The organism is Streptomyces sp. SX-6 (assembly GCF_059089585.1).
The window spans coordinates 78,281-102,774 of record NZ_JBTHHU010000028.1; the positions used below are offsets into that span (position 1 = coordinate 78,281).

Genomic DNA, 24,494 nt, shown 5'->3' on the forward strand with positions numbered 1-24,494 from the left:
GCGGCTTATCGATTTTGGAGCCCCGTCCACCTTCGGGTAATGTTCTTCCTGCGCCGCCCGAGAGGGCCGAGAGGCCGGAGCGGGAGGCGCCAGCCCGAGCAAGACCCCTTCAGGGGGGTCGAGTTCTGGTGGGGTATGGTGTAATTGGCAGCACGAGTGATTCTGGTTCACTTAGTCTAGGTTCGAGTCCTGGTACCCCAGCAAGAGAATTCAACCGAATTCCTTCGGATATAGTTCTCTTGCAAAACGCGCAAAATGCAGTGTCTAGCCCCCGTTGTGTAGCGGCCTAGCACGCCGCCCTCTCAAGGCGGTAGCGCCGGTTCGAATCCGGTCGGGGGTACGGATCTGCTCATGAACAATGAGTGGATTACAGGCCCCCGTTGTGTAGCGGCCTAGCACGCCGCCCTCTCAAGGCGGTAGCGCCGGTTCGAATCCGGTCGGGGGTACTGGTAAACACCATGGGGTATGGTGTAATTGGCAGCACGAGTGATTCTGGTTCATTTAGTCTAGGTTCGAGTCCTGGTACCCCAGCTGAAAACTGAATAGATAGAGCTAGCCCCCGTTGTGTAGCGGCCTAGCACGCCGCCCTCTCAAGGCGGTAGCGCCGGTTCGAATCCGGTCGGGGGTACAAGAAGAAAAAACGCCTTTCGCATGAGCGAGGGGCGTTTTTTCGTTGCCCGTCCGGCGACTGTGCGCCCTTCTCCCCGCCGGGCCCCCGGCGTCATAATTCCCCGCATGGTCCATCCCCATGGCGCGGACCGCGAATTCCGGCTGCCCGGCGGCGAGTTCGAGCCCGCCGCACCGCGAGGCCTTGCCCGGCCGGGGAGTTCGCGGCGGCTCACCGGCCTGGTCGTCGCCCGTACCCACTGCCCGCCGGGGCTGCTCCTCGAGGGAGTCGTCGACGCGGCCACACGGGGCCGGCTCAGGGACGCGCTGTGGTCCGTCGCGGCGGTCAGGGGTGCGCCTGGAGATGTCCCGGGTGGAGTTCCTCGACCTCGGCGGCGTCCGGCTGCTGATGACCTTCGCCAGGGCCCGGGCCGCCCGTCACGGCACCGTCGAACTGGCCGGGCTGATGCCGCACCTGGCCCAGGCGATCACCCTGATCGGCTGGCACCGCACCCCGGGGCTCCGGCTGGGCGCCCCCTAACAACCCCCGAACCGCCGGGCGGACTCCTGGACGTGCGCCAGCCTGCGCAGGCTGAGCAGCACCGGTTCGTACAGCACGGTCAGTGCGACGGCCGCCTCGATCTGCCCGGCGGCCGTGGGCTGTTCCTCCACCAGGTCCAGGTCGGCGACGGCGAGCTCGGCGGCGAGGCGGCCGTACGGCAGCAGGTGCGCGGTGTCGCAGGGGTAGCCGAGGCGGACGAGCGCGGCGACCGAGGCGACGAGCGTGCCGAGGGCGGGGGAGGCCTCGTCGTGCATGCCGCGCCAGCCCAGTTGCTCCAGCAGCGCCTCGACCGACCGGCGCGCGGCCCCGGCCGCCTCGTCGTCCTCGGCGGGCCCCGGGGCCTGCGGCAGCGCCCGGGTGGCCGCGCCGAGCCGCATGTGGTGGTCCAGCGACGTGTCCTCCGCGGCGTCGATCACCGCCCGTGCGACGGCCACCGGCACCTTGCCGATCTGGATCAGCGCCCGCACCAGACGCAGCCGTCGCAGGTGTTCCTCGCCGTACGAGGCCTGGGTGGCGGTGACCCGGTGGCCGGGCTGGAGCAGCCCTTCCCGCAGGTAGTACTTGATCGTCGCGGTGGACACCCCGCTGCGCTCGCTCAGTTCGGCCAGTCGCATCCTCTTGCACCCTCCTTTGGATACTGGCACTATCCAAACATGGATAGCGACGCTATCCAATAAGAGGAGCGGGGGTACGGCATGAGTAGGGCACCGATAGCGGGGCGGGTCACGGCGGCGGCCGAGGGGGATGTGGTGGTCTTCCTCATCGGGGTGCGCATCAACCGGTGGCGGGCGGTGCGCCACTGGCTGCCCACCCTCACGGCCATGCCGCGCATGCTCAAGGAGCTCGCGCGCGAAGAGGGCAGCGGGCTGCTGGGGTACCGGTTGTACACGGCCGGGCCGCGCGTCTACACGGTCGTCCAGTACTGGGAGTCGCGCGAGAAACTGCTCGCCTACGCCTCGGCCCCGGAACGGCAGCACCGCCCCGCCTGGGCGGCGTTCAACCGCCGCGCGCGGAACGGTGCGGGGAGTGTCGGCATCTGGCACGAGACGTACATCGTGCCGGCGGGCTCGTACGAGGCGATCTACCACGCCATGCCGCCGACCGGGCTCGGTGAGGCCTACGGAGTCGAGCCGGTCGGGCGGCGGGGCGAGCGGGCCGCGGAGCGGCTCGCGGGCTAGCCGTTGCGGCGCAGGGCCTCCGTGAGGCGTACGGCCGCGTCGAGGACCGCCTGGGCGTGCATGCGGCCGGGGTGGCGGGTCAGCCGCTCGATCGGGCCGGAGACCGAGACGGCGGCCACGACGCGGTTGGAGGGCCCGCGTACGGGCGCGGAGACCGAGGCGACCCCGGGCTCGCGCTCGCCGATCGACTGGGCCCAGCCCCGGCGCCGTACGCCCGAGAGGGCGGTCGCCGTGAAACGGGCGCCCTGCAGGCCGCGGTGGAGACGCTCGGGCTCCTCCCAGGCCATGAGCACCTGGGCGGCGGAGCCGGCCTTCATCGGCAGGGTGGAGCCGACCGGCACCGTGTCCCGCAATCCGGACAGACGTTCCGCGGCGGCCACGCAGATGCGCATGTCTCCCTGGCGGCGGTAGAGCTGGGCGCTCTCGCCGGTCACGTCCCGCAGGTGCGTGAGCACCGGGCCCGCCGTCGCCAGCAGCCGGTCCTCGCCCGCGGCGGCCGCGAGCTCGCTCAGCCGGGGGCCGAGGATGAACCGGCCCTGCATGTCGCGCGCCACCATCCGGTGGTGCTCCAGCGCCACCGCGAGCCGGTGCGCCGTCGGGCGTGCCAGCCCGGTCGCCGTGACCAGTCCGGCGAGGGTCGCCGGACCGGACTCCAGAGCGCTCAGCACCAGAGCCGCCTTGTCGAGTACGCCCACACCGCTCGAGGGGCCTCCAGTGTTGTCCATGCGACGATACTCGCGTCTCACACTGTGAAACGCAAGTTCATATTCCGGCGCGAAGGTCCAACCTGTACGGACAGCACTCCAACGGCAATCCGAGTTGGCCGGGCAATCCGGCCGGAGGGACAGCGATGGGACGGACACTCGCGGAGAAGGTCTGGGACGACCACGTCGTCAGGCGCGCCGAGGGCGAGCCCGACCTCCTCTTCATCGATCTGCACCTGCTGCACGAGGTCACCAGCCCGCAGGCCTTCGACGGGCTGCGCAAGGCCGGGCGCAAGGTCCGCCGCACCGACCTGACCATCGCCACCGAGGACCACAACACCCCCACCCTCGACATCGACAAGCCCATCGCGGACCCCGTCTCCCGTGTGCAGCTGGAGACCCTCCGGGCGAACTGTGCCGAGTTCGGCGTGCGGTTGCACCCGCTGGGCGACGTGGAGCAGGGCGTCGTCCACGTGGTGGGACCGCAGCTCGGACTCACCCAGCCCGGCACCACGGTCGTGTGCGGGGACAGCCACACCTCCACCCACGGCGCCTTCGGCGCGCTGGCGTTCGGCATCGGCACCAGTCAGGTGGAGCACGTGCTGGCCACCCAGACGCTGCCGCTCGCGCCGTTCCGGACGATGGCGGTCACGGTCGAGGGCGAACTGCCCGACGGCGTCACGGCGAAGGACCTCATCCTGGCGGTCATCGCACGCATCGGTACGGGCGGTGGCCAGGGTCACGTCATCGAATACCGCGGCCCGGCCATCGAGAAGCTGTCGATGGAAGCCCGGATGACCGTCTGCAACATGTCCATCGAGGCGGGTGCGCGGGCCGGCATGATCGCCCCCGACGAGACCACCTTCGCCTACCTCAAGGACCGTCCCCACGCCCCCACGGGGGCGGACTGGGACGAGGCCGTCGCGTACTGGCGCACTCTGCGCACCGACGACGACGCCGTGTTCGACCGCGAAGTGGTCGTCGACGCCTCCGAACTCGCCCCGTTCGTCACCTGGGGCACCAACCCGGGCCAGGGCGCACCGCTGTCGGCGGCGGTTCCCGACCCGGCCTCGTACGTGGACCCCACCGAGCGCTTCGCCGCCGAAAAGGCCCTGGAATACATGGGGTTGACGGCGGGTCAGGCGCTGCGCGACATCCGCGTGGACACCGTTTTCGTGGGCTCCTGCACCAACGGACGGATCGAGGACCTGCGGGCCGCGGCCGCCGTGCTGAAGGGCCGCTCGGTCGCCGACGGTGTACGGATGCTGGTCGTTCCCGGCTCCGTCCGCGTGGCGCTGCAGGCCGTCGACGAGGGCCTGGACAAGGTGTTCACGGAAGCCGGCGCGGAGTGGCGGCACGCCGGGTGCTCGATGTGCCTGGGCATGAACCCCGACCAACTCGCGCCGGGCGAGCGGTCGGCGTCGACCTCCAACCGCAACTTCGAGGGCAGGCAGGGGAAGGGCGGCCGGACCCACCTCGTCTCGCCCCAGGTCGCCGCCGCCACCGCGGTGCTGGGCCATCTGGCCTCGCCCGCCGACCTGTCGGCCAGGGAAGTCCTCGCGGCCTGATCGCGCAGAGCACCTTACCGCAGGCTCCGAGCCGCGAAGAGGCGCGAAGAGGGAAGGAACTCACCACCATGGAAGCTTTCACCACGCACACCGGCCGGGCCGTACCGCTGCGCCGGAGCAACGTCGACACCGACCAGATCATCCCGGCGCACTGGCTGAAGAAGGTCACCCGGGACGGGTTCGAGGACGGGCTCTTCGAGGCCTGGCGCAAGGACCCGGAGTTCGTGCTCAACCGTCCCGAACGCGCGGGTGCCTCGGTCCTGGTGGCCGGCCCCGACTTCGGCACCGGCTCCTCGCGCGAGCACGCGGTCTGGGCGCTGCAGAACTACGGCTTCAGGGCCGTCGTCTCCTCGCGGTTCGCCGACATCTTCCGCGGCAACTCGCTCAAGAACGGGTTGCTCACGGTCGTTCTGCCGCAGGAGACGGTCGAGCGGCTGTGGGCGCTGACCGAGGCGGACCCCACCGCGCCGGTGACGGTGGACCTCGTCGCCCGGCAGGTCCGCGCCGACGGAATCACGGCTGATTTCGACCTTGACGAGAACGCCCGATGGCGGCTCTTGGAGGGCCTGGACGACATCGGGCTGACCCTCCGGGTCGAGGCCGACATCGCCGCGTACGAGGCCCGGCGGCCGTCCTTCAAACCGTCCACCGCCCTGATCTGAAGCGGGTTTTCACGCCCGTTCGGCCCAGCGCGCCGACCTCGTTCCGACCCCGGATTTTCGCTGTTCACCCAGGGTTTGACATGATGCGCCCCCTGTCCTCGGACAGGGGGCGCATCGCTCTGTTGAGGCCCCGTGAGGCGACAACTCGCCTCAGATGGCACAATCGGTGCATGGGAAGCGACAGCCAACTCGAGCTCTACCGGCTCGTCGCCGACCGACTCAAGGAAGCGCACTCACGGGTGCGCACACTGCAAGTCCCGGAGGGCGTACGGGTGGCGCTGTCCCGGAAGCTGCTGGCCATCACGGCCGTGGCGAAGCACGATCTCTCAGACGCTGCACTGCGTCTGGACCGGCTGATGAACGACCTCGACGAGGGCCGTTTCCCTTCAGAGCGCGGCACCGACGGAACTCCGTGATGGGTCGGGTTCGTTGCGGCACAAGGGTGATTAGACCGTTTCGTGTTTGATTTGCGGTATATATCTGCCTAACGTGCGAAAAGGCTGGAACAATTCCAGCGAAGTCTCCGAAGGGGAAGACGTGAACAAGGCGCAGCTCGTTGAAGCGATTGCCGACAAGGTTGGCGGCCGTCAGCAGGCCTCGGACGCTGTCGATGCCGTACTCGACGCGATTGTCCGCGCGGTGTGCGCCGGCGACCGCGTTTCGGTCACCGGTTTCGGCTCGTTCGAGAAGGTCGACCGCCCGGCCCGTTACGCCCGCAACCCGCAGACCGGTGAGCGCGTGCGGGTCAAGAAGACCTCGGTGCCGCGCTTCCGTGCGGGCCAGGGCTTCAAGGACCTGGTGGCCGGCACGAAGAAGCTGCCGAAGGGTGGCGAGGTCGCGGTGAAGAAGGCGCCCAAGGGCAGCCTCACCGGCGGCAAGGTCACCGCCAAGAAGGCCGTTGCCAAGAAGGCCGCCGCCAAGAAGGCCGTCGCGAAGAAGGCCGTCACCGCCAAGAAGGCCGCGGTCAAGAAGACCACCGCGAAGAAGGTCACGGCGAAGAAGACCACCGCCAAGAAGGCCGCAACCACCGCCAAGAAGACGGTGACGGCGAAGAAGACCACCGCCAAGAAGGCCGTCGCCAAGAAGGCGCCCGCCAAGAAGGCCACCGCGGTCAAGGCTCCTGCGAAGAAGACCACCGCGCGCAAGACGACCGCCAAGAAGACCGCCGCCAAGAAGAAGTAACGGCAGCGATCGGCGTCACGCGCCGGGCCGGGCTCCCTTCGGGGAGCCCGGCCCGCGGTGTGTACGGAACGGGGCACAACGGGCTTTGTACGGGCCCGTGAAGCGCCCTGCGGCGCCCTCAGGCGCCGTCGGAGCCGTCAGAGGGTCTGGAGCGTCACCAGGGTGATGCGCAGGCCCTCCGGGCCCTCCCCGGCAGTTTCCTCGGTGGGTTCCTCGCATTCGATCCGCACCCGCTGCCCGGGACGCAACAACCGCAGGCCGCCCGCGTCGAACGCGGCGGTGTCGAACGGCACCGGGGTGCCGTCGTCCAGCAGCACGCTTCCGGAACGGGTCTGGGGGTCGTAGGTGTACGCGGTGGCCTGCATGCCAGCAGCTTAGGCCAGGGGCGTCAGGTCAAGGGCGTCAGCTCAGGGGCCGCTCGACGGCCCGGCCCGTCCGGCACCGGGGGAGGCGAGCGGCCACGGCCGCCGTTCTGGGACCGACGCCCAGGGCCAGCGCCGCCCGCAAATCCGCTTCCGTGTCCACGTCCTGGCGCACGGATTCGACCCCCGCCAGCTCGATTTCCCGTGCCCCGGAAGCCCGGTGCCGCTCCCGTGAGTGCCCCTCGAACGCCGGCTCCAAAGCGATTCCGGGAGACGCCGCGAGCAGGGTCGTACCGATTCCGGCCGCATCGGCGAGAAATGCGCGCGGGAATTCGGCGGCCCAATCGAGCACCCGGCCGAGTTCCGCCGGGCGCAGCGCCGGAAGGTCCGCGTTGAGGGTGGCCACGGCCGAATTCGGGCGCCGTGCACGCACCGTACGGGCCCCGTGCGCGAGCGCGGCGTTCAGGCCGCCGCGCGGCGGTTCGTCCACCGTCCACGCGCCCAGCGCGGCGAGTTCCGCCCCGGCCGTCGGGTCGCTCGTGACAACCGCCACATCCCGTACGGACCCACAGGCCAGGGCCGCGCCCACGGTGTCGAGGGCGAAGGCCAGCGCCAGCGCGGACCGCGGAGCGGGCACACCTGCGCCCGTGAGACGACTCTTGGCCATGGCCAGCGGTTTCAGCGGCACCACCAGGGTCCAGGCCACATCCGCCCCTCTCTTCGTGTCGGCCCCATTCTCACCCGCCGTCGCGGCCGTCAGGAGAGCACGGGGTTACGGTGTTCTCGACAGACCGGGTAACTGGGGCGAGACTTGTCCGGCTCCCGGGCGAGCGACAGGCCCGCGAAGCTTCCCGTCCCGACAGAAGGGTGTCCGAGTGTCCCGCCACAGAATCGGCTTCTGGTACCGCATTACCGCGGTGATGGTGAAACCGCCGCTCCTGGTTCTGTTCAAGCGGGACTGGCGGGGAATGGAGCACATTCCGGCCGACGGCGGATTCATTACCGCGATCAACCACAACTCCTATCTGGACCCGCTGTCGTACGCGCACTACCAGTACAACACCGGCCGCGTGCCCCGCTTCCTGGCCAAGGCCGGGCTGTTCAAGGGCAGCTTCGTCGGCGCGGTGCTGCGCGGCACCGGGCAGATCCCCGTCTACCGCGAGACCACCGACGCCGCCACCGCCTTCCGCGCCGCCGTCGACGCCATCAACAAGGGCGAGTGCGTGGCCTTCTACCCCGAGGGCACCCTGACCCGCGACCCCGACATGTGGCCCATGGAGGGCAAGACCGGTGCCGCCCGCGTCGCCCTGCTCACCAAGGCCCCGGTGGTCCCGGTCGCCCAGTGGGGCGCCAACGAGGCCATGCCGCCGTACGCCAAGGAGAAGAAGCTGCGGCTCTTCCCCCGCAAGACGCTCCGCGTCATCGCCGGTCCGCCCGTCGACCTCTCGATGTACTACGGCAAGGAACCCACCGCCGAAGTACTGCGCGAGGCCACCGAGAAGATCATGGCCGCGATCACCGAACTCCTCGCCGAACTCCGGGGCGAGCCCGCCCCCGCGGAGCCGTACAACCACAAGAAGGCCCGCGCCGAGGTCCGCAGGAAGGCACAGGAGGACAGCAAGTGACGCGCTGCGCCGTCTTCGGCACCGGTTCCTGGGGAACCGCCTTCGCGATGGTGCTCGCGGACGCGGGCTGCGACGTGACGATGTGGGGCCGCCGCGCCGCACTCGTGGATGCCGTCAACACCGGCCGTACCAACCCCGACTACCTTCCCGGCATCGAACTCCCCGCATCCGTACGGGCCACGACCGACCCCGCCGAGGCGGCGCACGACGCCGAGTTCACCGTTCTCGCCGTGCCCTCGCAGACACTTCGCGGCAACCTCGCGCAGTGGAGGCCCCTGCTCGCGGACGACACCGTGCTGGTGTCGCTGATGAAGGGCGTCGAACTCGGCACCGCGAAGCGGATGAGCGAGGTCGTCGAGGAGGTCGCCAAGGTCACACCCGACCGGGTCGCGGTGCTCACCGGCCCCAACCTCGCCAAGGAGATCGCGGCACGGCAGCCCGCCGCCGCCGTCGTCGCCTGCCGCGACGAAGCCGTCGCCACCCGGCTCCAGGCCGCCTGCCACACCGCCTACTTCCGCCCGTACACCAACACCGACGTGGTCGGCTGCGAACTCGGCGGTGCCGTCAAGAACGTCATCGCCCTCGCCGTCGGCATCGCGGACGGCATGGGACTCGGCGACAACGCCAAGGCCTCGCTCATCACCCGGGGTCTGGCCGAGACGACCCGGCTGGGACTCGCGATGGGCGCCGACGCGCACACCTTCGCCGGCCTGGCCGGCATGGGCGACCTCGTCGCCACCTGTGCCTCGCCGCTCTCGCGCAACCGCACCTTCGGCGCCTGCCTCGGCCGCGGCATGACCCTCGAGGAGACCGTCGCCGTCACCAGGCAGACGGCCGAGGGCGTCAAGTCCTGTGAATCCGTGCTGGATCTGGCCCGCCGCCACCACGTCGACATGCCGATCACCGAGACCGTCGTGGACATCGTCCACGAGGGCAAGCCACCCATGGTGGCCCTCAAGGAGCTGATGTCGCGCAGTGCCAAGTCCGAGCGGCACTGAAACTCCGCGTACCACCAGGTACTCTCAACGCGATATGAGCAGCCAGACCTCCACCCAGAGCCCTGACCGGAAGCCGCGCGTCGCGGTCGTCTTCGGCGGCCGCAGTTCCGAGCACGCGATCTCCGTGGTCACCGCCGGCGCCGTGCTGCGCGCCATCGACCGCACCAAGTACGACGTGCTGCCGATCGGCATTACCACCGACGGCCGTTGGGCCCTCACGGCCGACGACCCCGAGCGGATGGCGATCGCCGGCCGCACGCTGCCGAACGTCGACCAGCTCGCCGAATCGCCCGAGGGCGAAGTGGTGCTGTCGGTGGCCCCCGCCAACCGGGAGGTCGTCTACAGCGAACCCGGCGCCGTGCCCAAGGCACTCGGCGAAGTCGACGTCGTCTTCCCGATGCTGCACGGCCCGTACGGCGAGGACGGCACCCTGCAGGGCATGCTGGACCTGGCCGGCATCCCGTACGTCGGCGCGGGCGTGCTCGCCTCCGCCGTCGGCCAGGACAAGGAGTACATGAAGCGGATCTTCATCTCCTACGGGCTGCCCGTCGGCCCGTACGAGGTGATCCGCCCCCGCGAGTGGGACACGGACCCCGCCGCCGCCCGCAAGAAGATCGTCGACTTCGCCGGCGAGCACGGCTGGCCGGTCTTCATCAAGCCCGCGCGCGCCGGTTCGTCGATCGGCATCACCAAGGTCGACGACATCGGCGGCCTGGACGACGCCGTCGCCGAGGCCCGCCGCCACGACCCGAAGATCCTGGTCGAATCGTTGCTGCGCGGCCGCGAGATCGAGTGCGGGGTGCTGGAGTTCGAGGACGGGCCCCGCGCGAGCGTGCCCGCCGAGATCCCGCCCGTCCAGGCGCACGACTTCTACGACTTCGAGGCCAAGTACATCGACTCCGCGTCCGGCATCGTGCCCGCGCCTCTCACCGAGGACGAGACGCGCCGGGTGCAGGAGCTGGCCGTGCAGGCCTTCGAGGCGACGTCCTGCGAGGGACTCGTCCGGGCGGACTTCTTCCTCACCGAGGACGGGGAGTTCGTGATCAACGAGATCAACACCATGCCCGGCTTCACGCCCATCTCCATGTACCCGCGCATGTGGCAGGAGAGCGGCGTGAGCTACCCGGAGCTGGTGGACCGGCTCATCCAGGCTGCGCTGCGCCGCCCGACGGGTCTGCGCTGACGGGATCGGGCTCGTCCCACGCGGGGATGGTCTTCTTGACGGCGGCGGCGAGGTCGGTGAGCGCGCTCATGTCCCCGCCGCCGTCCTCGCCCGCCACCTTCTTGGGGAGCACGACCTCCACATACACCAGCCGCAGCGGTGTGGTGCAGCGGATGCCGCCGTCGGAGAGCTTCTCCGGAGCCCACTTGACCCCGTCGATGTCCGCGGACCAGGTCTTCACATCGCTGAAGCTCTTCGGGCGGTCCACCCCGCAGCGCAGCGTGATCGCGTCCCGCTCGCCCCACTGGGCGGTGAAGTCCGAGGCCGGGTCGGTGGCATGCTGCGCAAGACCGCCCACGGTCTTCGGCAGCGCTGCGTGCAGGGCCCGGCAGAATCCGGCCTGCCGGCCGGTCGGGGCCGGACTGGGGACCGCCGGGCCCGCCTCGTCCTTCGACGACGAGCAGCCGGCGGCCGCCAGCAGCAGGACAGCGGCGGACAGGCCGAGAGGCCGGCGGAGCGAAGACTTCACCGGCCGAGCATACGGGGGAGCTAGATATGGACCACCGGGCAGGTCAGTGTCCGGGTGATGCCCTCGACCTGCTGGACCTTGGCGACCACCATGCGACCCAGCGCGTCCACGGTGTCGGCCTGGGCACGGACGATGACGTCATAGGGACCGGTGACGTCCTCGGCCTGGATCACTCCATTGATCTTCGAGATGACTTCGGCCACGGTCGACGCCTTGCCGACCTCGGTCTGGATCAGGATGTACGCCTGTACCACGGAACCTCCAGGGCGGCTTCGAGGATCATGTGGGGAGAAGAGACGCCACCGTACCGCGCCGCCGTACGACACGGGGAGACCCGCGCGGCCTGCGCGGCGCGGAACACGTCACCAACAGGGCAAACCGAGACTCCAGGAGGAGCGCAGTGAAAGGCACCGTCGGCGAGCTGGGGGAGTTCGGGCTCATCAGAGAGCTGACCTCCCGGCTCACCACCACACCGGCGGTCCGGCTCGGGCCGGGTGACGACGCCGCGGTGGTGGCGGCGCCCGACCGGCGCGTGGTGGCCAGCACGGACGTGCTGCTGGAAGGGCGGCACTTCCGCCGCGACTGGTCCACCGCCTACGACGTGGGCCGCAAGGCCGCGGCACAGAACCTCGCGGACATCGCCGCCATGGGCGCGGTCCCCACCGCGGTGCTGCTCGCGCTCGTCGTACCCGCCGAACTGCCCGCGACCTGGCCCGTGGAGCTGATGGACGGCATCCGCGACGAGTGCCAGGTCGCCGGTGCCGCCGTGGTCGGCGGGGACGTGGTGCGCGGCGAGACGATCACCGTGGCCATCACGGCCCTCGGCGACCTGCGCAACCACGAGCCGGTCACGCGCTCCGGCGCACAGCCCGGCGACGTGGTCGCCGTCACCGGCTGGCTGGGCTGGTCCGCGGCCGGGCTCGCGGTGCTCTCCCGCGGCTTCCGCTCGCCGCGCGCCTTCGTCGAGGCCCACCGGCGCCCCGAGCCGCCCTACCACGCCGGTCCGGCCGCCGCCTCGCTCGGCGCCACCGCGATGACGGACGTCAGCGACGGCCTCATCGCCGACCTCGGGCACATCGCGGAGGCCAGCAAGGTCCGTATCGACCTGCACACGGCCGCGATCGACGTGCCCACGCAGATGTCGGACATCGGGCAGGCCGTCGGCGTCGACCCGCTGCAGTGGGTGCTGACCGGCGGCGAGGACCACGCGATCGTGGCCACCTTCCCGTCGGACGTCAAGCTCCCGGCGCGCTGGAAGGTCATCGGCGAGGTGGTCAACCCGTCCGCCCTGCCCCAGGTGACCGTGGACGGCGCCCCCTGGGACCGGGCGGGCGGCTGGGACCACTTCGGGGAGACGGAGCCCGAGGAGTAGGTTCGGGAACCGTGCGCATACCTCCCACCGTGCTGACCGTCGCCGGCTCCGACTCCGGCGGCGGTGCCGGCATCCAGGCCGACCTCAAGACCATGCTCGCGCTCGGCACGCACGGCATGAGCGTGCTCACCGCCGTCACCGCCCAGAACTCCCGGGGGGTCCAGGGCGTCTGGCCGCTGCCGGAGGAGGCCGTACGGGCCCAGTTCCGCAGCGTCGTCGACGACATCGGCGTCCACGCCGTCAAGACGGGCATGCTCGTCTCCGCCGAACTGGTGGAGACCGTCGCCGGGCTGCTCGCCGGCGTGGCCGCGCCCGTGGTCGTCGACCCCGTGGGCATCTCCAAGCACGGCGACCCGCTGCTGGCCGCCTCCGCGCTCGACGCGGTCCGTACGAAGCTGCTGCCCGTGGCGACGGTCGCCACGCCCAACCTGGACGAGACCGCCTGGCTCACGGGCGTGCGGGTACGCACGGAGGCGGACCTGCGCGGGGCGGCGGAGGCGGTGCTGGCGTACGGGCCGCGCTGGGTGCTGGTCAAGGGCGGGCACCTCGAGGGCGACGCCGTGGACCTGCTGACGGACGGCACCGAGGAACACCGGTTCCGGGCACCGCGCCACGACAACCGCCATACGCACGGCACGGGCTGCACCCTGGCGAGCGCGATCGCCGCGGAGCTCGCGAAGGGACGCGGGGTGCCGGAGGCCGTCGCGGCGGCCAAGGCGTACGTCACCGGGGCGATCGCGGCGGGATTCCCGCTGGGCGGGGGCATCGGGCCGGTGGATCACGGGTGGGCGCTCAAGCCGTGAGCGCCGTGAGCGGGCATGCGAAAAGCCGGTCCCTCCGTAGGGGACCGGCTTCATGCAATCCGGTGGGGGCTGCGCGAACTAGCGCGAGACCTTGCCGGCCTTGATGCACGAGGTGCAGACGTTGAGCCGCTTCGGCGTTGCACCGACCATCGCACGCACCCGCTGAATGTTGGGGTTCCAACGGCGGGGGGTACGGCGGTGCGAGTGCGAAATGCTGTTGCCGAAGCCCGGCCCCTTGCCGCAGACGTCGCAGTTGGCAGCCACGGGTTACTCCAAAGACGGGTCACCCCCGCTGACGCGGAGACGACAGGCACGTACGGTGAATCCCTGCGTGCCGAATTCTCAGAGAGTGACCGGCAGTGTCAGGGGATGCCCTGATTCTCATCAGGCAACCGGAGCAGCATACAACGACCGCTCCAGGACAACGAAACTACCATGACCGGCCGTGATCGTGCCCGGCCGGTCCGCCGTGGCCCCCGGCACGACTACTGTGCCCACCGTCGTCACAGCCCCGAGCAGTCCCAGGAGGACACAGGTGCCGCACTCGCTGGATGCCGTCGCCGTACGCGCCTGGTGCGCCCTGGCGCTCGACGCGCTCGGCAGGGCCCGCGAGGAGATCGACGCGATCAACGTCTACCCGGTCGCGGACGGCGACACCGGAACCAACCTCTACCTGACCGCCGAATCCGCCGCCCGCGCCGTCGAGGCCGTCTTCGACGGCCACGCCACCACCGGCCCCGACTCCCGCCCCGGCCTGCCCGAGGCCGTACGGGCCATGGCCCACGGCGCGCTGATAGGGGCCCGCGGCAACTCCGGCACGATCCTCGCGCAGCTGCTGCGCGGCATGGCCGAGGTGCTGGCGGCGGCCGGCGAGGGGAAGGCCGGGGGAGCGGCCCTGGTACGGGCGCTGCGGCGCGCGGTCGAGTCCGCGTACGAGGGCGTGGCCCGGCCGGTCGAGGGCACCATCCTGACGGTCGCGGCGGCCGCCGCCGAGGCCGCGGCCTCGGCCGCCGGCGACGTCCCGGCCGTGGCCCGCGCGGCGTACGAAGGGGCCCGTACGGCCCTGGCGGCGACCCCGGGGCAGCTCGAGGTGCTGGGCCGGGCCGGAGTGGTCGACGCGGGCGGCAAGGGGCTGGTCGAGGTGCTGGGGGCGCTCTCGGGCGCGCTCGCGGGCGGTGCGCCCGGCGGCCACGCCGTCGGGGGCGGGTCCGGGCCCGCGTGGCGGGTGGAGCCCTTCGCCGCCGACCTCGGCGGCGTGGAGTGCGGGCCGGGCGGGCCCGCGTTCGAGGTGATCTACCTGCTGGAGGCGGACGACGAAGCGGTCGCCCGGCTGCGGGCGCGGCTCGACGCGCTCGGCGAGTCGCTCGTGGTCGTGGGCGGAGACGGGCTGTGGAACGTCCATGTGCACGTGGACGACGCCGGGGCCGCCGTCGAGGCGGGCATCGAGGCCGGGCGCCCGTACCGCGTCCGCATCACCCACTTCGGCGCCGCGGCCGAGGAGGGCACGCGCGTCCGCGAGCGCGTCCAGCGGGCCGCGGTGGCGGTCGTGCCCGGCGAGGGGCTGGCCCGGCTGTGCGCGGAGGCCGGGGCGACCGTGGTGGCGCTGCGGCCGGGGGAGCCGCCGGCCAGCGGCGAGCTCGTCCAGGCGATCCGGCGCGCGCACGCGCACGAGGTCGTCCTGCTGCCCAACGACGCCGAGCTGCGGCACACCGCCGCCGCCGCCGCGGAGCAGGCCCGCGCCGAGGGCGTCCGGGTCGCCCTCATCCCCACCCGCTCCCCGGTCCAGGGCATCGCCGCCCTCGCCGTCCACGAACCCGGCCGGCGCTTCGACGAGGACGTCGTCGCCATGACCGCGGCGGCGGGCGCCACCCGCTACGCGGAACTGGCCGTCGCCGAGCGGAAGTCGTGGACCATGGCCGGCGTCTGCCAGGCCGGGGACGTGCTCGGGCTGATCGACGGCGACGTGGCCGTCATCGGCACGGACCTGGCGGCGACCGCCGAGACCGTGCTGGACCGGATGCTCGCGGCGGGCGGCGAAATGGTCACCCTCGTGCTGGGTGCGGGCGTCCCGGAGGCCGTCGCCGACCGCCTGGAACGGCATGTGCGCGGCGGTCACCTGGCCGTGGACACCGTGGTCTACCGGGGCGAACAACAGGCGGCACCGCTGCTCATCGGCATCGAATAGACCCGGGTGTCAGCGGTCTGGTGTGCAATGGGTTGCGTGCCCGCGCTCCAAGAACCCCTGAAGAAGATCCTCGGCGGCAACACCGCGAAGGTGATGGCCGAGCACCTCGGCCTGCACACCGCCGGTGACCTGCTGCACCACTACCCGCGCCGCTACGCCGAGCGCGGCGAGCTGACCCGGCTCGCCGACCTGCCGCTCGACGAGCACGCCACGGTGGTCGCGCAGGTCGCCAAGGCCGCGATGAAGACGTTCAACCACGGCCGGGGCGTGCGCCTGGAGGTCGTGGTCACCGACGGCAGTGGCTCGCTGACCCTCGTCTTCTTCGGCCGGGGCGCCTACGCCCACGAGAAGGAGCTCGTGCCCGGCAGGCGCGGCATGTTCGCCGGCAAGGTGTCCGTCTTCAACCGCACCCGCCAGCTGATGCACCCCGACTACGAGCTGCTGGACCGCGACAGCGGCGCAGGCGCCGCCGAGGAGTTCGCGGGCCGGCTGCTGCCGATCTACCCGGCGTGCAAGCAGTTCCAGTCGTGGAAGCTCACCAAGGCCGTCGGCACGCTGCTGGACCTCTTCGAGGCGGAGGCCTGGCAGGGCATCGTCGACCCGCTGCCGCCCGCGCTGCGCGAGGGGCGGGGGCTGGCCGACCTCGCCGACGCCTTCCGCAAGGTCCACCGCCCGCGCACCAAGGCGGACATCGAGGACGCCCGTGCGCGCCTGAAGTGGGACGAGGCGTTCGTCCTCCAGGTCGCCCTCGCCCGCCGGCGTCACGCGGACGCCCAGCTGCCGGCCGTGGCGCGCAAGCCCGTCGCGGGCGGTCTGCTCGACGCGTTCGACGCCAAGCTGCCGTTCACGCTCACCGACGGCCAGCACAAGGTCTCCGGCGAGATCTTCGAGGACCTCGCCACCGAGCACCCCATGCACCGGCTGCTCCAGGGCGAAGTCGGCTCCGGCAAGACCATGGTCGCCCTGCGCGCCATGCTCGGCGTGGTCGACGCGGGCGGCCAGGCCGCGATGCTCGCCCCCACCGAGGTGCTCGCCCAGCAGCACCACCGGTCGATCACCGAGATGATGGGCGAGCTCGCCGAGGGCGGCATGCTCGGCGGCGCCGAGCAGGGCACCAAGGTGGTGCTGCTGACGGGCTCGATGGGCGCCGCGGCGCGCCGCCAGGCGCTGCTCGACCTGGTCACCGGCGAGGCCGGGATCGTCGTCGGCACCCATGCGCTGATCGAGGACAAGGTGCAGTTCCACGACCTGGGCCTGGTCGTCGTCGACGAGCAGCACAGGTTCGGCGTCGAGCAGCGCGACGCGCTGCGCTCCAAGGGCAAGCAGCCGCCGCACGTGCTGGTGATGACGGCGACGCCCATCCCGCGCACCGTCGCCATGACCGTCTTCGGCGACCTCGAGACGTCCGTCCTGGACCAGCTGCCCGCCGGCCGGTCGCCCATCGCCACCCACGTGGTGCCCGCCAAGGACAAGCCGCACTTCCTGACGCGCGCCTGGGATCGGGTGCGCGAGGAGGTCGAGGGCGGGCACCAGGCGTACGTCGTGTGCCCGCGCATCGGCGACGAGGAGGACAACGGGCGGAAGAAATCGGCCGAGGACGAGGCGGAGAAGCGTCCGCCTCTCGCGGTCCTGGAGATCGCCGAGCAGCTGGCCAAGGGCCCGCTCGCCGGGCTGCGCGTGGAGGTGCTGCACGGCCGGATGCAGCCCGAGGCGAAGGACGACGTCATGCGCCGCTTCGCGGCCGGCGAGGTGGACGTCCTGGTCGCGACGACCGTGATCGAGGTGGGCGTGAACGTGCCCAACTCCACCGTCATGGTGATCATGGACGCGGACCGGTTCGGCGTCTCCCAGCTGCACCAGCTGCGCGGCCGGGTCGGCCGTGGCTCGGCCGCCGGGCTGTGCCTGCTGGTCAGCGAGATGCCCGAGGCCAGCCCCGCGCGCGCCCGGCTGGCCGCCGTCGCCGGCACCCTGGACGGTTTCGAGCTCTCCCGCATCGACCTCGAGCAGCGCCGCGAGGGCGATGTGCTCGGCCAGGCCCAGTCCGGTGTGCGTTCGTCGCTGCGCATGCTCACCGTCATCGACGACGAGGAGGTCATCTCGGCGGCCCGCGAGGAGGCCTCGGCGGTCGTCGCGGCGGACCCGGAGCTCTCCGGCCTCCCCGACCTGCGCACCGCGCTGGACGCGCTGCTGGACGAGGAGCGCGAGAGCTACCTCGACAAGGGGTGAGGGCCCGGCCCGGCACACCCGGCGGCCACCGCCTACGCTGAGGATCACCACCGCACCACACCCACGAAGGACCCGAGGACCCATGACCCGCGTGATCGCCGGAGCCGCCGGCGGACGCCGCCTTGCCGTGCCGCCCGGTACCGGTACCCGTCCGACCTCCGACCGGGCGCGCGAGGGCCTGTTCTCGACCTGGGCCTCCCTGCTCGGCACCCTCGAGGGCACCCGCGTCCTGGACCTGTACGGCGGCTCGGGAGCCGTCGGCCTCGAGGCGCTCTCGCGCGGCGCCGGGCACGTCCTGCTGGTGGAGGCCGACGCCCGGGCGGTCCGCGTCATCCGCGAGAACGTACGCGCGATCGGGCTGCCCGGCGCCGAGGTGCGCACCGGCAAGGCCGAGCAGATCGTGGCCGCCCCCGCCCCCGCCGGCCCGTACGACGTGGTGTTCCTCGACCCGCCGTACGCCGTGTCAGATGACGAACTGCGCGAGATCCTCCTCACACTCTCCGCCCACGGCTGGCTGGCCGGGGAAGCGCTGATCACCGTGGAGCGCAGCACCCGGGGCGGTGAGTTCCGCTGGCCGGAGGGTTTCGAGGCCCTGAGGGCCCGTCGCTACGGCGAAGGAACGCTTTGGTACGGTCGCGCCGCCTCGGCGTGCCCACCCGGCACAGCTCCAGGCACGCCATGAATGGACCGGAGAGCGAGGAACCACCGTTGTTGCGCCGCGCCGTCTGTCCGGGGTCGTTCGACCCCGTGACCAATGGACACCTCGACATCATCGCCCGCGCTTCGAAGCTCTACGACGTCGTGCACGTCGCGGTGATGATCAACAAGAACAAGCAGGGACTCTTCACGGTCGAAGAGCGGATAGAACTGCTGCGCCAGGTCACCGCCCAGTACGGCAACGTCGAGGTCGAGGCGCACCACGGCCTGCTGGTCGACTTCTGCCGGGACCGTGACATCCCCGCCATCGTCAAGGGCCTGCGTGCCGTCAGCGACTTCGACTACGAGTTGCAGATGGCCCAGATGAACAACGGCCTCTCCGGTGTGGAGACGGTGTTCATCCCGACCAACCCCACCTACAGCTTCCTGTCGTCCAGCCTGGTCAAGGAGGTCGCGGCCTGGGGCGGTGATGTCTCCCACCTGCTGCCCCCGGTGGTGCTGGAGGCCCTCACCGAGCGGCTCGCGCGCAACTGACCCTTCGTCAGTTGGTGTCGGGCGGGCGGCGCCGGCCGTACAGTCGTGGCGTTCCCGCCCCTCGGCCGGACAGGCCTCTCAGCCAGACAGGCCCCCCTCGATCAGACAGAAAGTGGCGATCGTCAAGGTGGACGTGCAGAAGAAGCTCGACGAGATCGTCGCTACCGTCGCCGGTGCCCGCTCCATGCCGATGTCCGCCTCGTGCGTCATCAACCGGGCCGAGCTGCTCGCCCTGCTGGAAGAGGTGCGGGGGGCTCTGCCCGGCTCGCTCGCCCAGGCGCAGGAGGTCATCGGCGGCCGGGAGCAGCTGGTCGCCGACGCCCGGGAGGAGGCCGAGCGGATCCTCGAGTCCGCGCGCGCCCACCGCGGCTCGCTGATCTCCGACACCGAGGTCGCCCGCCAGTCCCAGCAGGAGGCCGACCGCATCCTGGCCGAGGCCCGCCGGGAGGCCGAGGAGATCCGCGCCCAGACCGACGACTACGTCGACGCCAAGCTCGCCAACTTCGAGGTCGTCCTCACCAAGACGATCGGCTCCGTCGACCGCGGCCGCGAGAAGATGCTCGGCCGGGGCGACGGGTACGCCGACCCGGCCGATCCGGACGTGCCCGAGCGGAGCGCCGACCCCGCCGCCCAGCGCCACAACGCCGACGCCTACGTGGACACCAAGCTCGCCGCGGTCTCGGCCGTGCTGGCCAAGACGCTCGAGGCCGTCGGGCGGGGCCGCCAGAAGCTGCAGGGGGCCCGGCCGATCGACGAACTGGGCGCCCACATGGCCGCCCAGGACGGCCTCCCCTCGCCGCGTGGCGCCGACGACGGGGATTACCTCGCCGGCCTGGCCGCCGTCAGCGAGGAGCCCGCCCCGGCGCCTGCCCCGCAGGATCATTCCGGCTACGCGCAGCAGGACGTGTACGACTACCAGCCGCACTACGCGCAGCAGCCGGACCCGTACGCCGCCCAGGGCGGCTACCAGCAGCCGGATCCCTATGCCTGGCCGTCCCAGGGGGCCGGGCAGGGCTACGGCGCCTACGAGCAGCCCCAGCACCAGCAGCAGCCCCAGGCGCAGCACCAGCATCAGCCGCAGGTCCAGGCGGGCGGAGCGCTCGACGAGACCAGCCTGTTCGACACGAGCATGATCGACCTCGAGCAGCTCCGCCGCTACGAACAGGGGCACTGACCCTCCCGGATTGGGCCCGTGGCCGACCGTCCAGTATCCTGGCTGTTCGGTCGCGCGTATGTCCGCGATCAGGGCTGCCCCGGCGCACCGACTCCGGTCGTCACAGCGGCAGCCATCACCGCAGCGTAGAAAGCAGGAAGCCCTGAACGTTCGCCTTGATCACCGTTCCCCTCTTGTGTTCGACACACACGAGCTGGGGCGGCGTCCCGGTGCGCTGAAGAGGCTCTCCCGCTCGGTTTCGGCTCCGGCCGACCTCGGTATCGAGGTCATCGGTGTCGCCGAGGGCGCGCCGGTGGAGCTGGAACTCCGCCTTGAGTCGGTCATGGAAGGGGTGCTTGTCACAGGCACCGCCCGTGCACCGCTCACGGGGGAGTGCGTAAGGTGTCTGGAGCCGCTGGAGCGAGAGCTCGAAGCGGACTTCCAGGAGATGTACTCCTACCCCGAGGCCGACAGCCGGGGCCGCCCTGTGGCGGAGCCCGACGAGGACTCGGAGGAAGAGGAGGACATGCTCTTCCTCGAGGACGACTTGTTCGACCTCGAGCCCGTGCTGCGTGACGCGGTGGTGCTCGCACTGCCGCTGCAGCCGGTGTGCCAGGACGACTGCCCTGGTCTGTGCTCCGAGTGCGGGGCACGGCTGGCGGACGACCCGGACCACCACCACGAGACCGTCGACATCCGTTGGGCGGCACTGCAGGGACTCGCCGGTTCAGACCAGAGCGGCGAGATGGACAACGCCCCCCGTTCCAACGGGGATGACTCACAGGAGAAGTAGCCGTGGCTGTTCCGAAGCGGAAGATGTCGCGCAGCAACACGCGCCACCGCCGGTCGCAGTGGAAGGCTGCGGTCCCCACCCTGGTGGCGTGCGAGCGCTGCCACGAGCCGAAGCAGCAGCACATCGCGTGCCCGAGCTGCGGCACCTACAACAAGCGCCAGGTCCTCGAGGTCTGATCGGCGGGTGACAGGCTCTATGTCGGACGCCACCACACCACAGGCGGACACGGCCTCGTCCCACACGCTTCTGGAAGGGCGGCTCGGGTATGAACTCGAGACCGCCCTTCTGGTGCGTGCGCTGACCCACCGCTCGTACGCGTACGAGAACGGCGGGCTGCCCACCAACGAGCGGCTGGAGTTCCTCGGGGACTCTGTGCTCGGCCTGGTGGTCACGGACACGCTGTACCGCATCCACCCGGACCTGCCCGAGGGCCAACTGGCCAAGCTGCGGGCCGCGGTGGTCAACTCCAGGGCACTGGCGGAAGTCGGCCGGGGCCTGGAGCTCGGGTCGTTCATCCGGCTCGGCCGGGGTGAGGAGGGCACGGGCGGCCGCGACAAGGCGTCCATCCTCGCCGACACCCTGGAGGCCGTGATCGGCGCGGTCTACCTCGACCGTGGCCTCGACGCCGCGGGCGAACTGGTGCACAGGCTCTTCGATCCGCTGATCGAGAAGTCCTCGAACCTCGGCGCCGGCCTGGACTGGAAGACCAGTCTCCAGGAGCTGACGGCGACGGAGGGGCTGGGCGTGCCGGAGTACCTCGTCACCGAGACGGGGCCCGACCACGAGAAGACCTTCACGGCTGCTGCCCGCGTCGGTGGTGTCGCGTACGGCACCGGCACCGGCCGCAGCAAGAAGGAAGCGGAGCAACAGGCGGCGGAGTCCGCCTGGCGCGCGATCAACGCCGCGGCGGAAGCCCGTGCGAAGACCGCGCAGTCGGACGGCAAGAACGACGCCGCTTCGCACTGAAACACCCTCCGGCCCGTGACGCACCCGCGTCACGGGCCGGACTCCGTCCGCACCCCGTCGAAGGAGAGCCGTGCCCGAGTTGCCCGAGGTCGAGGTCGTACGGCGCGGGCTGGAACGCTGGGTGAGCGGACGTACGGTCGCCGCCGTCCAGGTCCTGCACCCCCGGGCGGTGCGCCGCCACGCGGCCGGGGCGGAGGACTTCGCCGCACAGCTGACGGGCGTACGGCTCGGTCCGGCACAGCGGCGGGGCAAGTACCTGTGGCTGCCGGCGGGGGACGGCACCCGGGCCGTCCTGGCCCACCTCGGTATGAGCGGCCAGCTCCTCGTCCAGCCGCAGGGCTCCCCGGACGAGAAGCACCTGCGCATCCGCTTCCGCTTCGCGGACGCGGCCGGGACGGAGCTGCGCTTCGTCGACCAGCGCACCTTCGGCGGGCTGTCGCTGCACGACACGGATCCCGACGGGCTCCCGGACGTCATCGCGCACATCGCCCGTGATCCGCTCGACGCGGCCTTCGACGACGAGGCGTTCCACGCCGCCCTGCGCCGTCGCCGGACGACGATCAAGCGCGCCCTGCTCGACCAGTCGCTGATCAGCGGCGTCGGCAACATCTACGCCGACGAGGCCCTGTGGCGCTCCCGGCTGCACTACGACCGGCCGACCGCGACCCTGACCCGCCCGCAGACGGCCGAGCTGCTGACCCATGTACGCGAGGTCATGAACGAGGCACTGGCGGTCGGCGGCACCAGCTTCGACAGCCTCTATGTCAATGTGAACGGCGAATCCGGCTATTTCGACCGGTCGTTGGACGCGTACGGGCGCGAGGACGAGCCCTGCCGCCGCTGTGGCACGGCCATCCGCCGCCGTCCGTGGATGAACCGCTCCAGCTACTTCTGCCCGCGCTGCCAGCGCCCGCCGCGCGGCTGACCGCGTCAGGCGCCGTCGTACGTCTGCCGCGCCTCGGTGACCTGCGGCATCCGGGTCTCCACGAGTTCGATCAGGCCCCTCAGCCGCTCGGCGATCTCCGCTCCCAGCGGCGTGAGGCGGTAGTCCACGCGCGGGGGATTGACCTGCTGTGCCTCGCGGTGGACGAGTCCGTCGCGCTCGAGCGCCTGCAGGGTCTGCGCCAGCATCTTCTCGCTCACGCCCTCGACGCGGCGGCGCAGTTCGTTGAAACGCAGGGTGTTCTCGTGCAGGGCGCCCAGCGTCAGGCTGCCCCAGCGCCCGGTGACATGGCACAGAGTCTCGCGCGAGGGGCAGTTGCGGGCGAAGACGTCGAAGGCCAGGTCGCCATGACAGTCACGGGTCATGGAGACACCATACTCCTGCACAGCGCTAACCAGTGGGTTGCGCTTTCAAAAAGTTAGTGCTTTCCTTCTCGGTGTTCGGTTCCCCCCACGGTTCTTCCGAGGAGCTTTGTCGTGACCACTCCCGTCGTCTCCATCGCCTACCACTCGGGCTACGGCCACACCGCCGTGCTCGCCGAGGCCGTGCGCACCGGTGCCGCCGAGGCCGGTGCGACCGTCCACCTGATCAAGGTCGACGAGATCACCGAGGAGCAGTGGGAGCTGCTCGACGCCTCCGACGCGATCGTCTTCGGTTCGCCCACCTACATGGGCACCGCCTCCGGCGCCTTCCACGCCTTCGCCGAGGCCTCGTCCAAGCGCTGGTTCACGGGCGCCTGGCGGGACAAGGTGGCCGCCGGTTTCACCAACTCCGCCTCCAAGAGCGGCGACAAGCTGCACACCCTGCAGTTCTTCTCCATCCTCGCCGCGCAGCACAGCATGCACTGGGTCGGCCTCGGTCTGATGCCGGGCTGGAACTCCTCGACGGCCTCCGAGAACGACCTCAACCGCCTCGGCTTCTCCCTGGGCGCCGCCGCCCAGAGCAACAACGACCAGGGTCCGGAGGGCGTGCACAAGGCCGACATCGAGACCGCCGCGCACCTCGGCCGCCGGGTCGCCGAGCAGACGAAGATCTTCGTCGCCGGCCGCGCCGCCGTCTGAGGCACACGCATCCGGCGGGCCGGTGGCCGTGGGTAACTCCCCACGGCCACCGGCCCGTTCAGTACCCGAAGTCCTGCGTCCACCACGGGCCGCCCGGACCCCGGTGCACACCGATGCCGAGGGTCCGGTACTCGCAGTTGAGGATGTTCTGCCGGTGACCGGCGCTGTGCATCCACGCCTCCATCACCGTGTGCGCGTCGGGATGGCCCCGGGCGATGTTCTCGCCGCCGAGGTTCCTGATGCCGCGCCTGGCGGCCCGGTCCCAGGGCGACTTGCCGTCCGGGTCGGTGTGGTCGAAGAAACCGCGCCGCGCCATGTCGTCGCTGAAGGACTGGGCGAGCGAGCCGAGCCGGTGGTCGACGCGCAGCGGACGGCAACCGACCTTCGCCCGCTCGGCGTTGACCAGCGACACGATCTGGCCGGCGACCGAGGCGTGCACGTCCGCGGCGGGCACGTCCGTGGCGGGCGTCCGCACGTCCCCGGGGTTCTGCGCCGTCACCGTCTCGTCCGCGGAGGCGGAGACCTCGGTGTCCACGTCCGCGGGGAGCACGGACGGAGCCGGGCTCTCCGCGGACGCACGGACCGGGTGCGACGCGGGCGCCGGGGCGCTGCGCGGGGCGGTGCCCCGGCCCGCCGCCCGGGGCGCCACCGCCTGGGTGGCGC

General features: G+C 71.2%; 30 protein-coding genes and 5 tRNA genes. 26 read left to right on the top strand and 9 right to left on the bottom strand.

Features of this window, described 5'->3' with window-relative positions:
* Positions 1-129: 129 nt before the first annotated feature.
* The 6 genes from ACV530_RS27540 to ACV530_RS27565 all read left to right on the top strand — a co-directional run bounded on the left by ACV530_RS27540 (position 130) and on the right by ACV530_RS27565 (position 1,147).
* Positions 130-201 (top strand) — tRNA-Gln (locus ACV530_RS27540).
* 66 nt (positions 202-267) lie between these two features.
* A tRNA-Glu gene (locus ACV530_RS27545) sits at positions 268-340 on the top strand.
* 33 nt (positions 341-373) lie between these two features.
* A tRNA-Glu gene (locus ACV530_RS27550) sits at positions 374-446 on the top strand.
* Positions 447-459: 13 nt separating this feature from the next.
* Positions 460-531 (top strand) — tRNA-Gln (locus tag ACV530_RS27555).
* A gap of 24 nt (positions 532-555) precedes the next feature.
* Positions 556-628 (top strand) — tRNA-Glu (locus tag ACV530_RS27560).
* A gap of 120 nt (positions 629-748) precedes the next feature.
* Positions 749-1,147 (top strand): STAS domain-containing protein, encoded by a 399-nt coding sequence (locus tag ACV530_RS27565; protein ID WP_494335329.1) that lies wholly within the window; start codon positions 749-751, stop codon positions 1,145-1,147.
* Here the strand turns inward: ACV530_RS27565 and ACV530_RS27570 are convergent.
* A complete protein-coding gene (locus ACV530_RS27570) occupies positions 1,144-1,782 on the bottom strand; it encodes a MerR family transcriptional regulator (protein WP_494335330.1) in 639 nt (212 codons plus the stop codon). The genes ACV530_RS27565 and ACV530_RS27570 overlap by 4 nt on opposite strands.
* A gap of 81 nt (positions 1,783-1,863) precedes the next feature.
* Here ACV530_RS27570 and ACV530_RS27575 point away from each other — a divergent pair, with 81 nt between their 5' ends.
* Positions 1,864-2,346, top strand: a complete 483-nt coding sequence (locus ACV530_RS27575; RefSeq protein WP_494335331.1) for a DUF4188 domain-containing protein — start codon at positions 1,864-1,866, stop codon at positions 2,344-2,346.
* Here the strand turns inward: ACV530_RS27575 and ndgR are convergent.
* Positions 2,343-3,071, bottom strand: a complete 729-nt coding sequence (ndgR, locus tag ACV530_RS27580) for an IclR family transcriptional regulator NdgR (RefSeq protein WP_494335332.1) — start codon at positions 3,069-3,071, stop codon at positions 2,343-2,345. The two genes, ACV530_RS27575 and ndgR, sit on opposite strands and share 4 nt — an antisense overlap.
* A gap of 125 nt (positions 3,072-3,196) precedes the next feature.
* Between ndgR and leuC the strand changes: the two genes are divergently transcribed.
* The 4 genes from leuC to ACV530_RS27600 all read left to right on the top strand — a co-directional run bounded on the left by leuC (position 3,197) and on the right by ACV530_RS27600 (position 6,462).
* Positions 3,197-4,618, top strand: a complete 1,422-nt coding sequence (leuC, locus tag ACV530_RS27585; protein WP_494335333.1) for a 3-isopropylmalate dehydratase large subunit — start codon at positions 3,197-3,199, stop codon at positions 4,616-4,618.
* Between the two features lie 68 nt (positions 4,619-4,686).
* A complete protein-coding gene (gene leuD / locus ACV530_RS27590) occupies positions 4,687-5,280 on the top strand; it encodes a 3-isopropylmalate dehydratase small subunit (protein WP_494335334.1) in 594 nt (197 codons plus the stop codon).
* Between the two features lie 170 nt (positions 5,281-5,450).
* Positions 5,451-5,696 (top strand): SCO5555 family protein, encoded by a 246-nt coding sequence (locus ACV530_RS27595; RefSeq protein ID WP_494335335.1) that lies wholly within the window; start codon positions 5,451-5,453, stop codon positions 5,694-5,696.
* Positions 5,697-5,817: 121 nt separating this feature from the next.
* Positions 5,818-6,462, top strand: coding sequence for an HU family DNA-binding protein (locus ACV530_RS27600; protein ID WP_494335336.1), 645 nt, complete (start codon positions 5,818-5,820; stop codon positions 6,460-6,462).
* A 137-nt stretch (positions 6,463-6,599) separates the two neighbouring features.
* Here the strand turns inward: ACV530_RS27600 and ACV530_RS27605 are convergent, their stop codons facing one another.
* Both ACV530_RS27605 and cofC read right to left on the bottom strand, forming a co-directional pair.
* Positions 6,600-6,827, bottom strand: a complete 228-nt coding sequence (locus ACV530_RS27605) for a hypothetical protein (protein ID WP_494335337.1) — start codon at positions 6,825-6,827, stop codon at positions 6,600-6,602.
* 37 nt (positions 6,828-6,864) lie between these two features.
* Complete coding sequence (gene cofC, locus ACV530_RS27610; RefSeq protein WP_494335338.1) at positions 6,865-7,530, bottom strand: 2-phospho-L-lactate guanylyltransferase; 666 nt, start codon at positions 7,528-7,530, stop codon at positions 6,865-6,867.
* A gap of 169 nt (positions 7,531-7,699) precedes the next feature.
* Between cofC and ACV530_RS27615 the strand changes: the two genes are divergently transcribed.
* The 3 genes from ACV530_RS27615 to ACV530_RS27625 are packed head-to-tail and all read left to right on the top strand — an operon-like array spanning position 7,700 to position 10,630.
* Positions 7,700-8,449 carry a lysophospholipid acyltransferase family protein gene (locus tag ACV530_RS27615; protein ID WP_494335339.1) on the top strand — a complete coding sequence of 250 codons (750 nt, stop codon included), beginning with the start codon at positions 7,700-7,702 and terminating at the stop codon, positions 8,447-8,449.
* Entirely contained in the window at positions 8,446-9,447 is a 1,002-nt protein-coding gene (locus tag ACV530_RS27620; RefSeq protein WP_494335340.1) for an NAD(P)H-dependent glycerol-3-phosphate dehydrogenase, read from the top strand. Before ACV530_RS27615 ends, ACV530_RS27620 begins: the two co-directional genes overlap by 4 nt.
* Before the next feature lie 34 nt (positions 9,448-9,481).
* Complete coding sequence (locus ACV530_RS27625; protein WP_494335341.1) at positions 9,482-10,630, top strand: D-alanine--D-alanine ligase family protein; 1,149 nt, start codon at positions 9,482-9,484, stop codon at positions 10,628-10,630.
* On the opposite strand, the gene ACV530_RS27630 is transcribed toward ACV530_RS27625, so the two are convergent.
* Both ACV530_RS27630 and ACV530_RS27635 read right to left on the bottom strand, forming a co-directional pair.
* The gene (locus ACV530_RS27630) at positions 10,590-11,138 is read right to left on the bottom strand and encodes a DUF3515 domain-containing protein (protein WP_494335342.1); all 549 of its coding nucleotides are present in this window, start codon (positions 11,136-11,138) and stop codon (positions 10,590-10,592) included. The two genes, ACV530_RS27625 and ACV530_RS27630, sit on opposite strands and share 41 nt — an antisense overlap.
* A 20-nt stretch (positions 11,139-11,158) precedes the next feature.
* Positions 11,159-11,392: an Lrp/AsnC ligand binding domain-containing protein gene (locus ACV530_RS27635; protein WP_494335343.1), complete on the bottom strand. Its 234-nt coding sequence runs from the start codon at positions 11,390-11,392 to the stop codon at positions 11,159-11,161.
* Between the two features lie 146 nt (positions 11,393-11,538).
* Between ACV530_RS27635 and ACV530_RS27640 the strand changes: the two genes are divergently transcribed.
* Positions 11,539-12,510, top strand: coding sequence for a thiamine-phosphate kinase (locus tag ACV530_RS27640; RefSeq protein WP_494335344.1), 972 nt, complete (start codon positions 11,539-11,541; stop codon positions 12,508-12,510).
* A gap of 11 nt (positions 12,511-12,521) precedes the next feature.
* On the top strand, positions 12,522-13,313 hold the full coding sequence (gene thiD / locus ACV530_RS27645) for a bifunctional hydroxymethylpyrimidine kinase/phosphomethylpyrimidine kinase (protein ID WP_494335345.1): 792 nt from the start codon (positions 12,522-12,524) through the stop codon (positions 13,311-13,313).
* Between the two features lie 78 nt (positions 13,314-13,391).
* Here the strand turns inward: thiD and rpmB are convergent, their stop codons facing one another.
* Positions 13,392-13,577: a 50S ribosomal protein L28 gene (gene rpmB / locus ACV530_RS27650; RefSeq protein ID WP_494335346.1), complete on the bottom strand. Its 186-nt coding sequence runs from the start codon at positions 13,575-13,577 to the stop codon at positions 13,392-13,394.
* A 271-nt stretch (positions 13,578-13,848) separates the two neighbouring features.
* Here rpmB and ACV530_RS27655 point away from each other — a divergent pair, with 271 nt between their 5' ends.
* From ACV530_RS27655 to mutM, 9 genes are all read left to right on the top strand, one after another.
* On the top strand, positions 13,849-15,498 hold the full coding sequence (locus tag ACV530_RS27655) for a DAK2 domain-containing protein (protein ID WP_494335347.1): 1,650 nt from the start codon (positions 13,849-13,851) through the stop codon (positions 15,496-15,498).
* A gap of 27 nt (positions 15,499-15,525) precedes the next feature.
* Positions 15,526-17,724 (top strand): ATP-dependent DNA helicase RecG, encoded by a 2,199-nt coding sequence (gene recG, locus ACV530_RS27660; protein ID WP_494335348.1) that lies wholly within the window; start codon positions 15,526-15,528, stop codon positions 17,722-17,724.
* Positions 17,725-17,806: 82 nt separating this feature from the next.
* Positions 17,807-18,406, top strand: coding sequence for a 16S rRNA (guanine(966)-N(2))-methyltransferase RsmD (gene rsmD, locus ACV530_RS27665; RefSeq protein WP_494335349.1), 600 nt, complete (start codon positions 17,807-17,809; stop codon positions 18,404-18,406).
* Positions 18,403-18,915 (top strand): pantetheine-phosphate adenylyltransferase, encoded by a 513-nt coding sequence (coaD, locus tag ACV530_RS27670; protein ID WP_494335350.1) that lies wholly within the window; start codon positions 18,403-18,405, stop codon positions 18,913-18,915. The genes rsmD and coaD overlap by 4 nt, the downstream gene beginning before the upstream one ends.
* Before the next feature lie 127 nt (positions 18,916-19,042).
* Positions 19,043-20,089 (top strand): F0F1 ATP synthase subunit B, encoded by a 1,047-nt coding sequence (locus ACV530_RS27675; protein WP_494335359.1) that lies wholly within the window; start codon positions 19,043-19,045, stop codon positions 20,087-20,089.
* 175 nt (positions 20,090-20,264) lie between these two features.
* Entirely contained in the window at positions 20,265-20,861 is a 597-nt protein-coding gene (locus ACV530_RS27680; protein ID WP_494335351.1) for a YceD family protein, read from the top strand.
* 2 nt (positions 20,862-20,863) lie between these two features.
* Positions 20,864-21,037 (top strand): 50S ribosomal protein L32, encoded by a 174-nt coding sequence (rpmF, locus tag ACV530_RS27685; RefSeq protein WP_003951102.1) that lies wholly within the window; start codon positions 20,864-20,866, stop codon positions 21,035-21,037.
* Positions 21,038-21,056: 19 nt separating this feature from the next.
* On the top strand, positions 21,057-21,827 hold the full coding sequence (rnc, locus tag ACV530_RS27690; protein WP_494335352.1) for a ribonuclease III: 771 nt from the start codon (positions 21,057-21,059) through the stop codon (positions 21,825-21,827).
* Positions 21,828-21,897: 70 nt separating this feature from the next.
* Positions 21,898-22,752, top strand: coding sequence for a bifunctional DNA-formamidopyrimidine glycosylase/DNA-(apurinic or apyrimidinic site) lyase (gene mutM, locus ACV530_RS27695; RefSeq protein WP_494335353.1), 855 nt, complete (start codon positions 21,898-21,900; stop codon positions 22,750-22,752).
* A 5-nt stretch (positions 22,753-22,757) separates the two neighbouring features.
* Here the strand turns inward: mutM and ACV530_RS27700 are convergent, their stop codons facing one another.
* Positions 22,758-23,135, bottom strand: coding sequence for a winged helix-turn-helix transcriptional regulator (locus ACV530_RS27700; protein WP_494335354.1), 378 nt, complete (start codon positions 23,133-23,135; stop codon positions 22,758-22,760).
* A gap of 111 nt (positions 23,136-23,246) precedes the next feature.
* Here ACV530_RS27700 and ACV530_RS27705 point away from each other — a divergent pair, with 111 nt between their 5' ends.
* On the top strand, positions 23,247-23,831 hold the full coding sequence (locus ACV530_RS27705; protein WP_494335355.1) for a flavodoxin family protein: 585 nt from the start codon (positions 23,247-23,249) through the stop codon (positions 23,829-23,831).
* A 58-nt stretch (positions 23,832-23,889) separates the two neighbouring features.
* On the opposite strand, the gene ACV530_RS27710 is transcribed toward ACV530_RS27705, so the two are convergent.
* Positions 23,890-24,494 (bottom strand): CAP domain-containing protein (locus tag ACV530_RS27710; protein ID WP_494335356.1); only part of this gene is annotated, 605 nt, incomplete at its 5' end.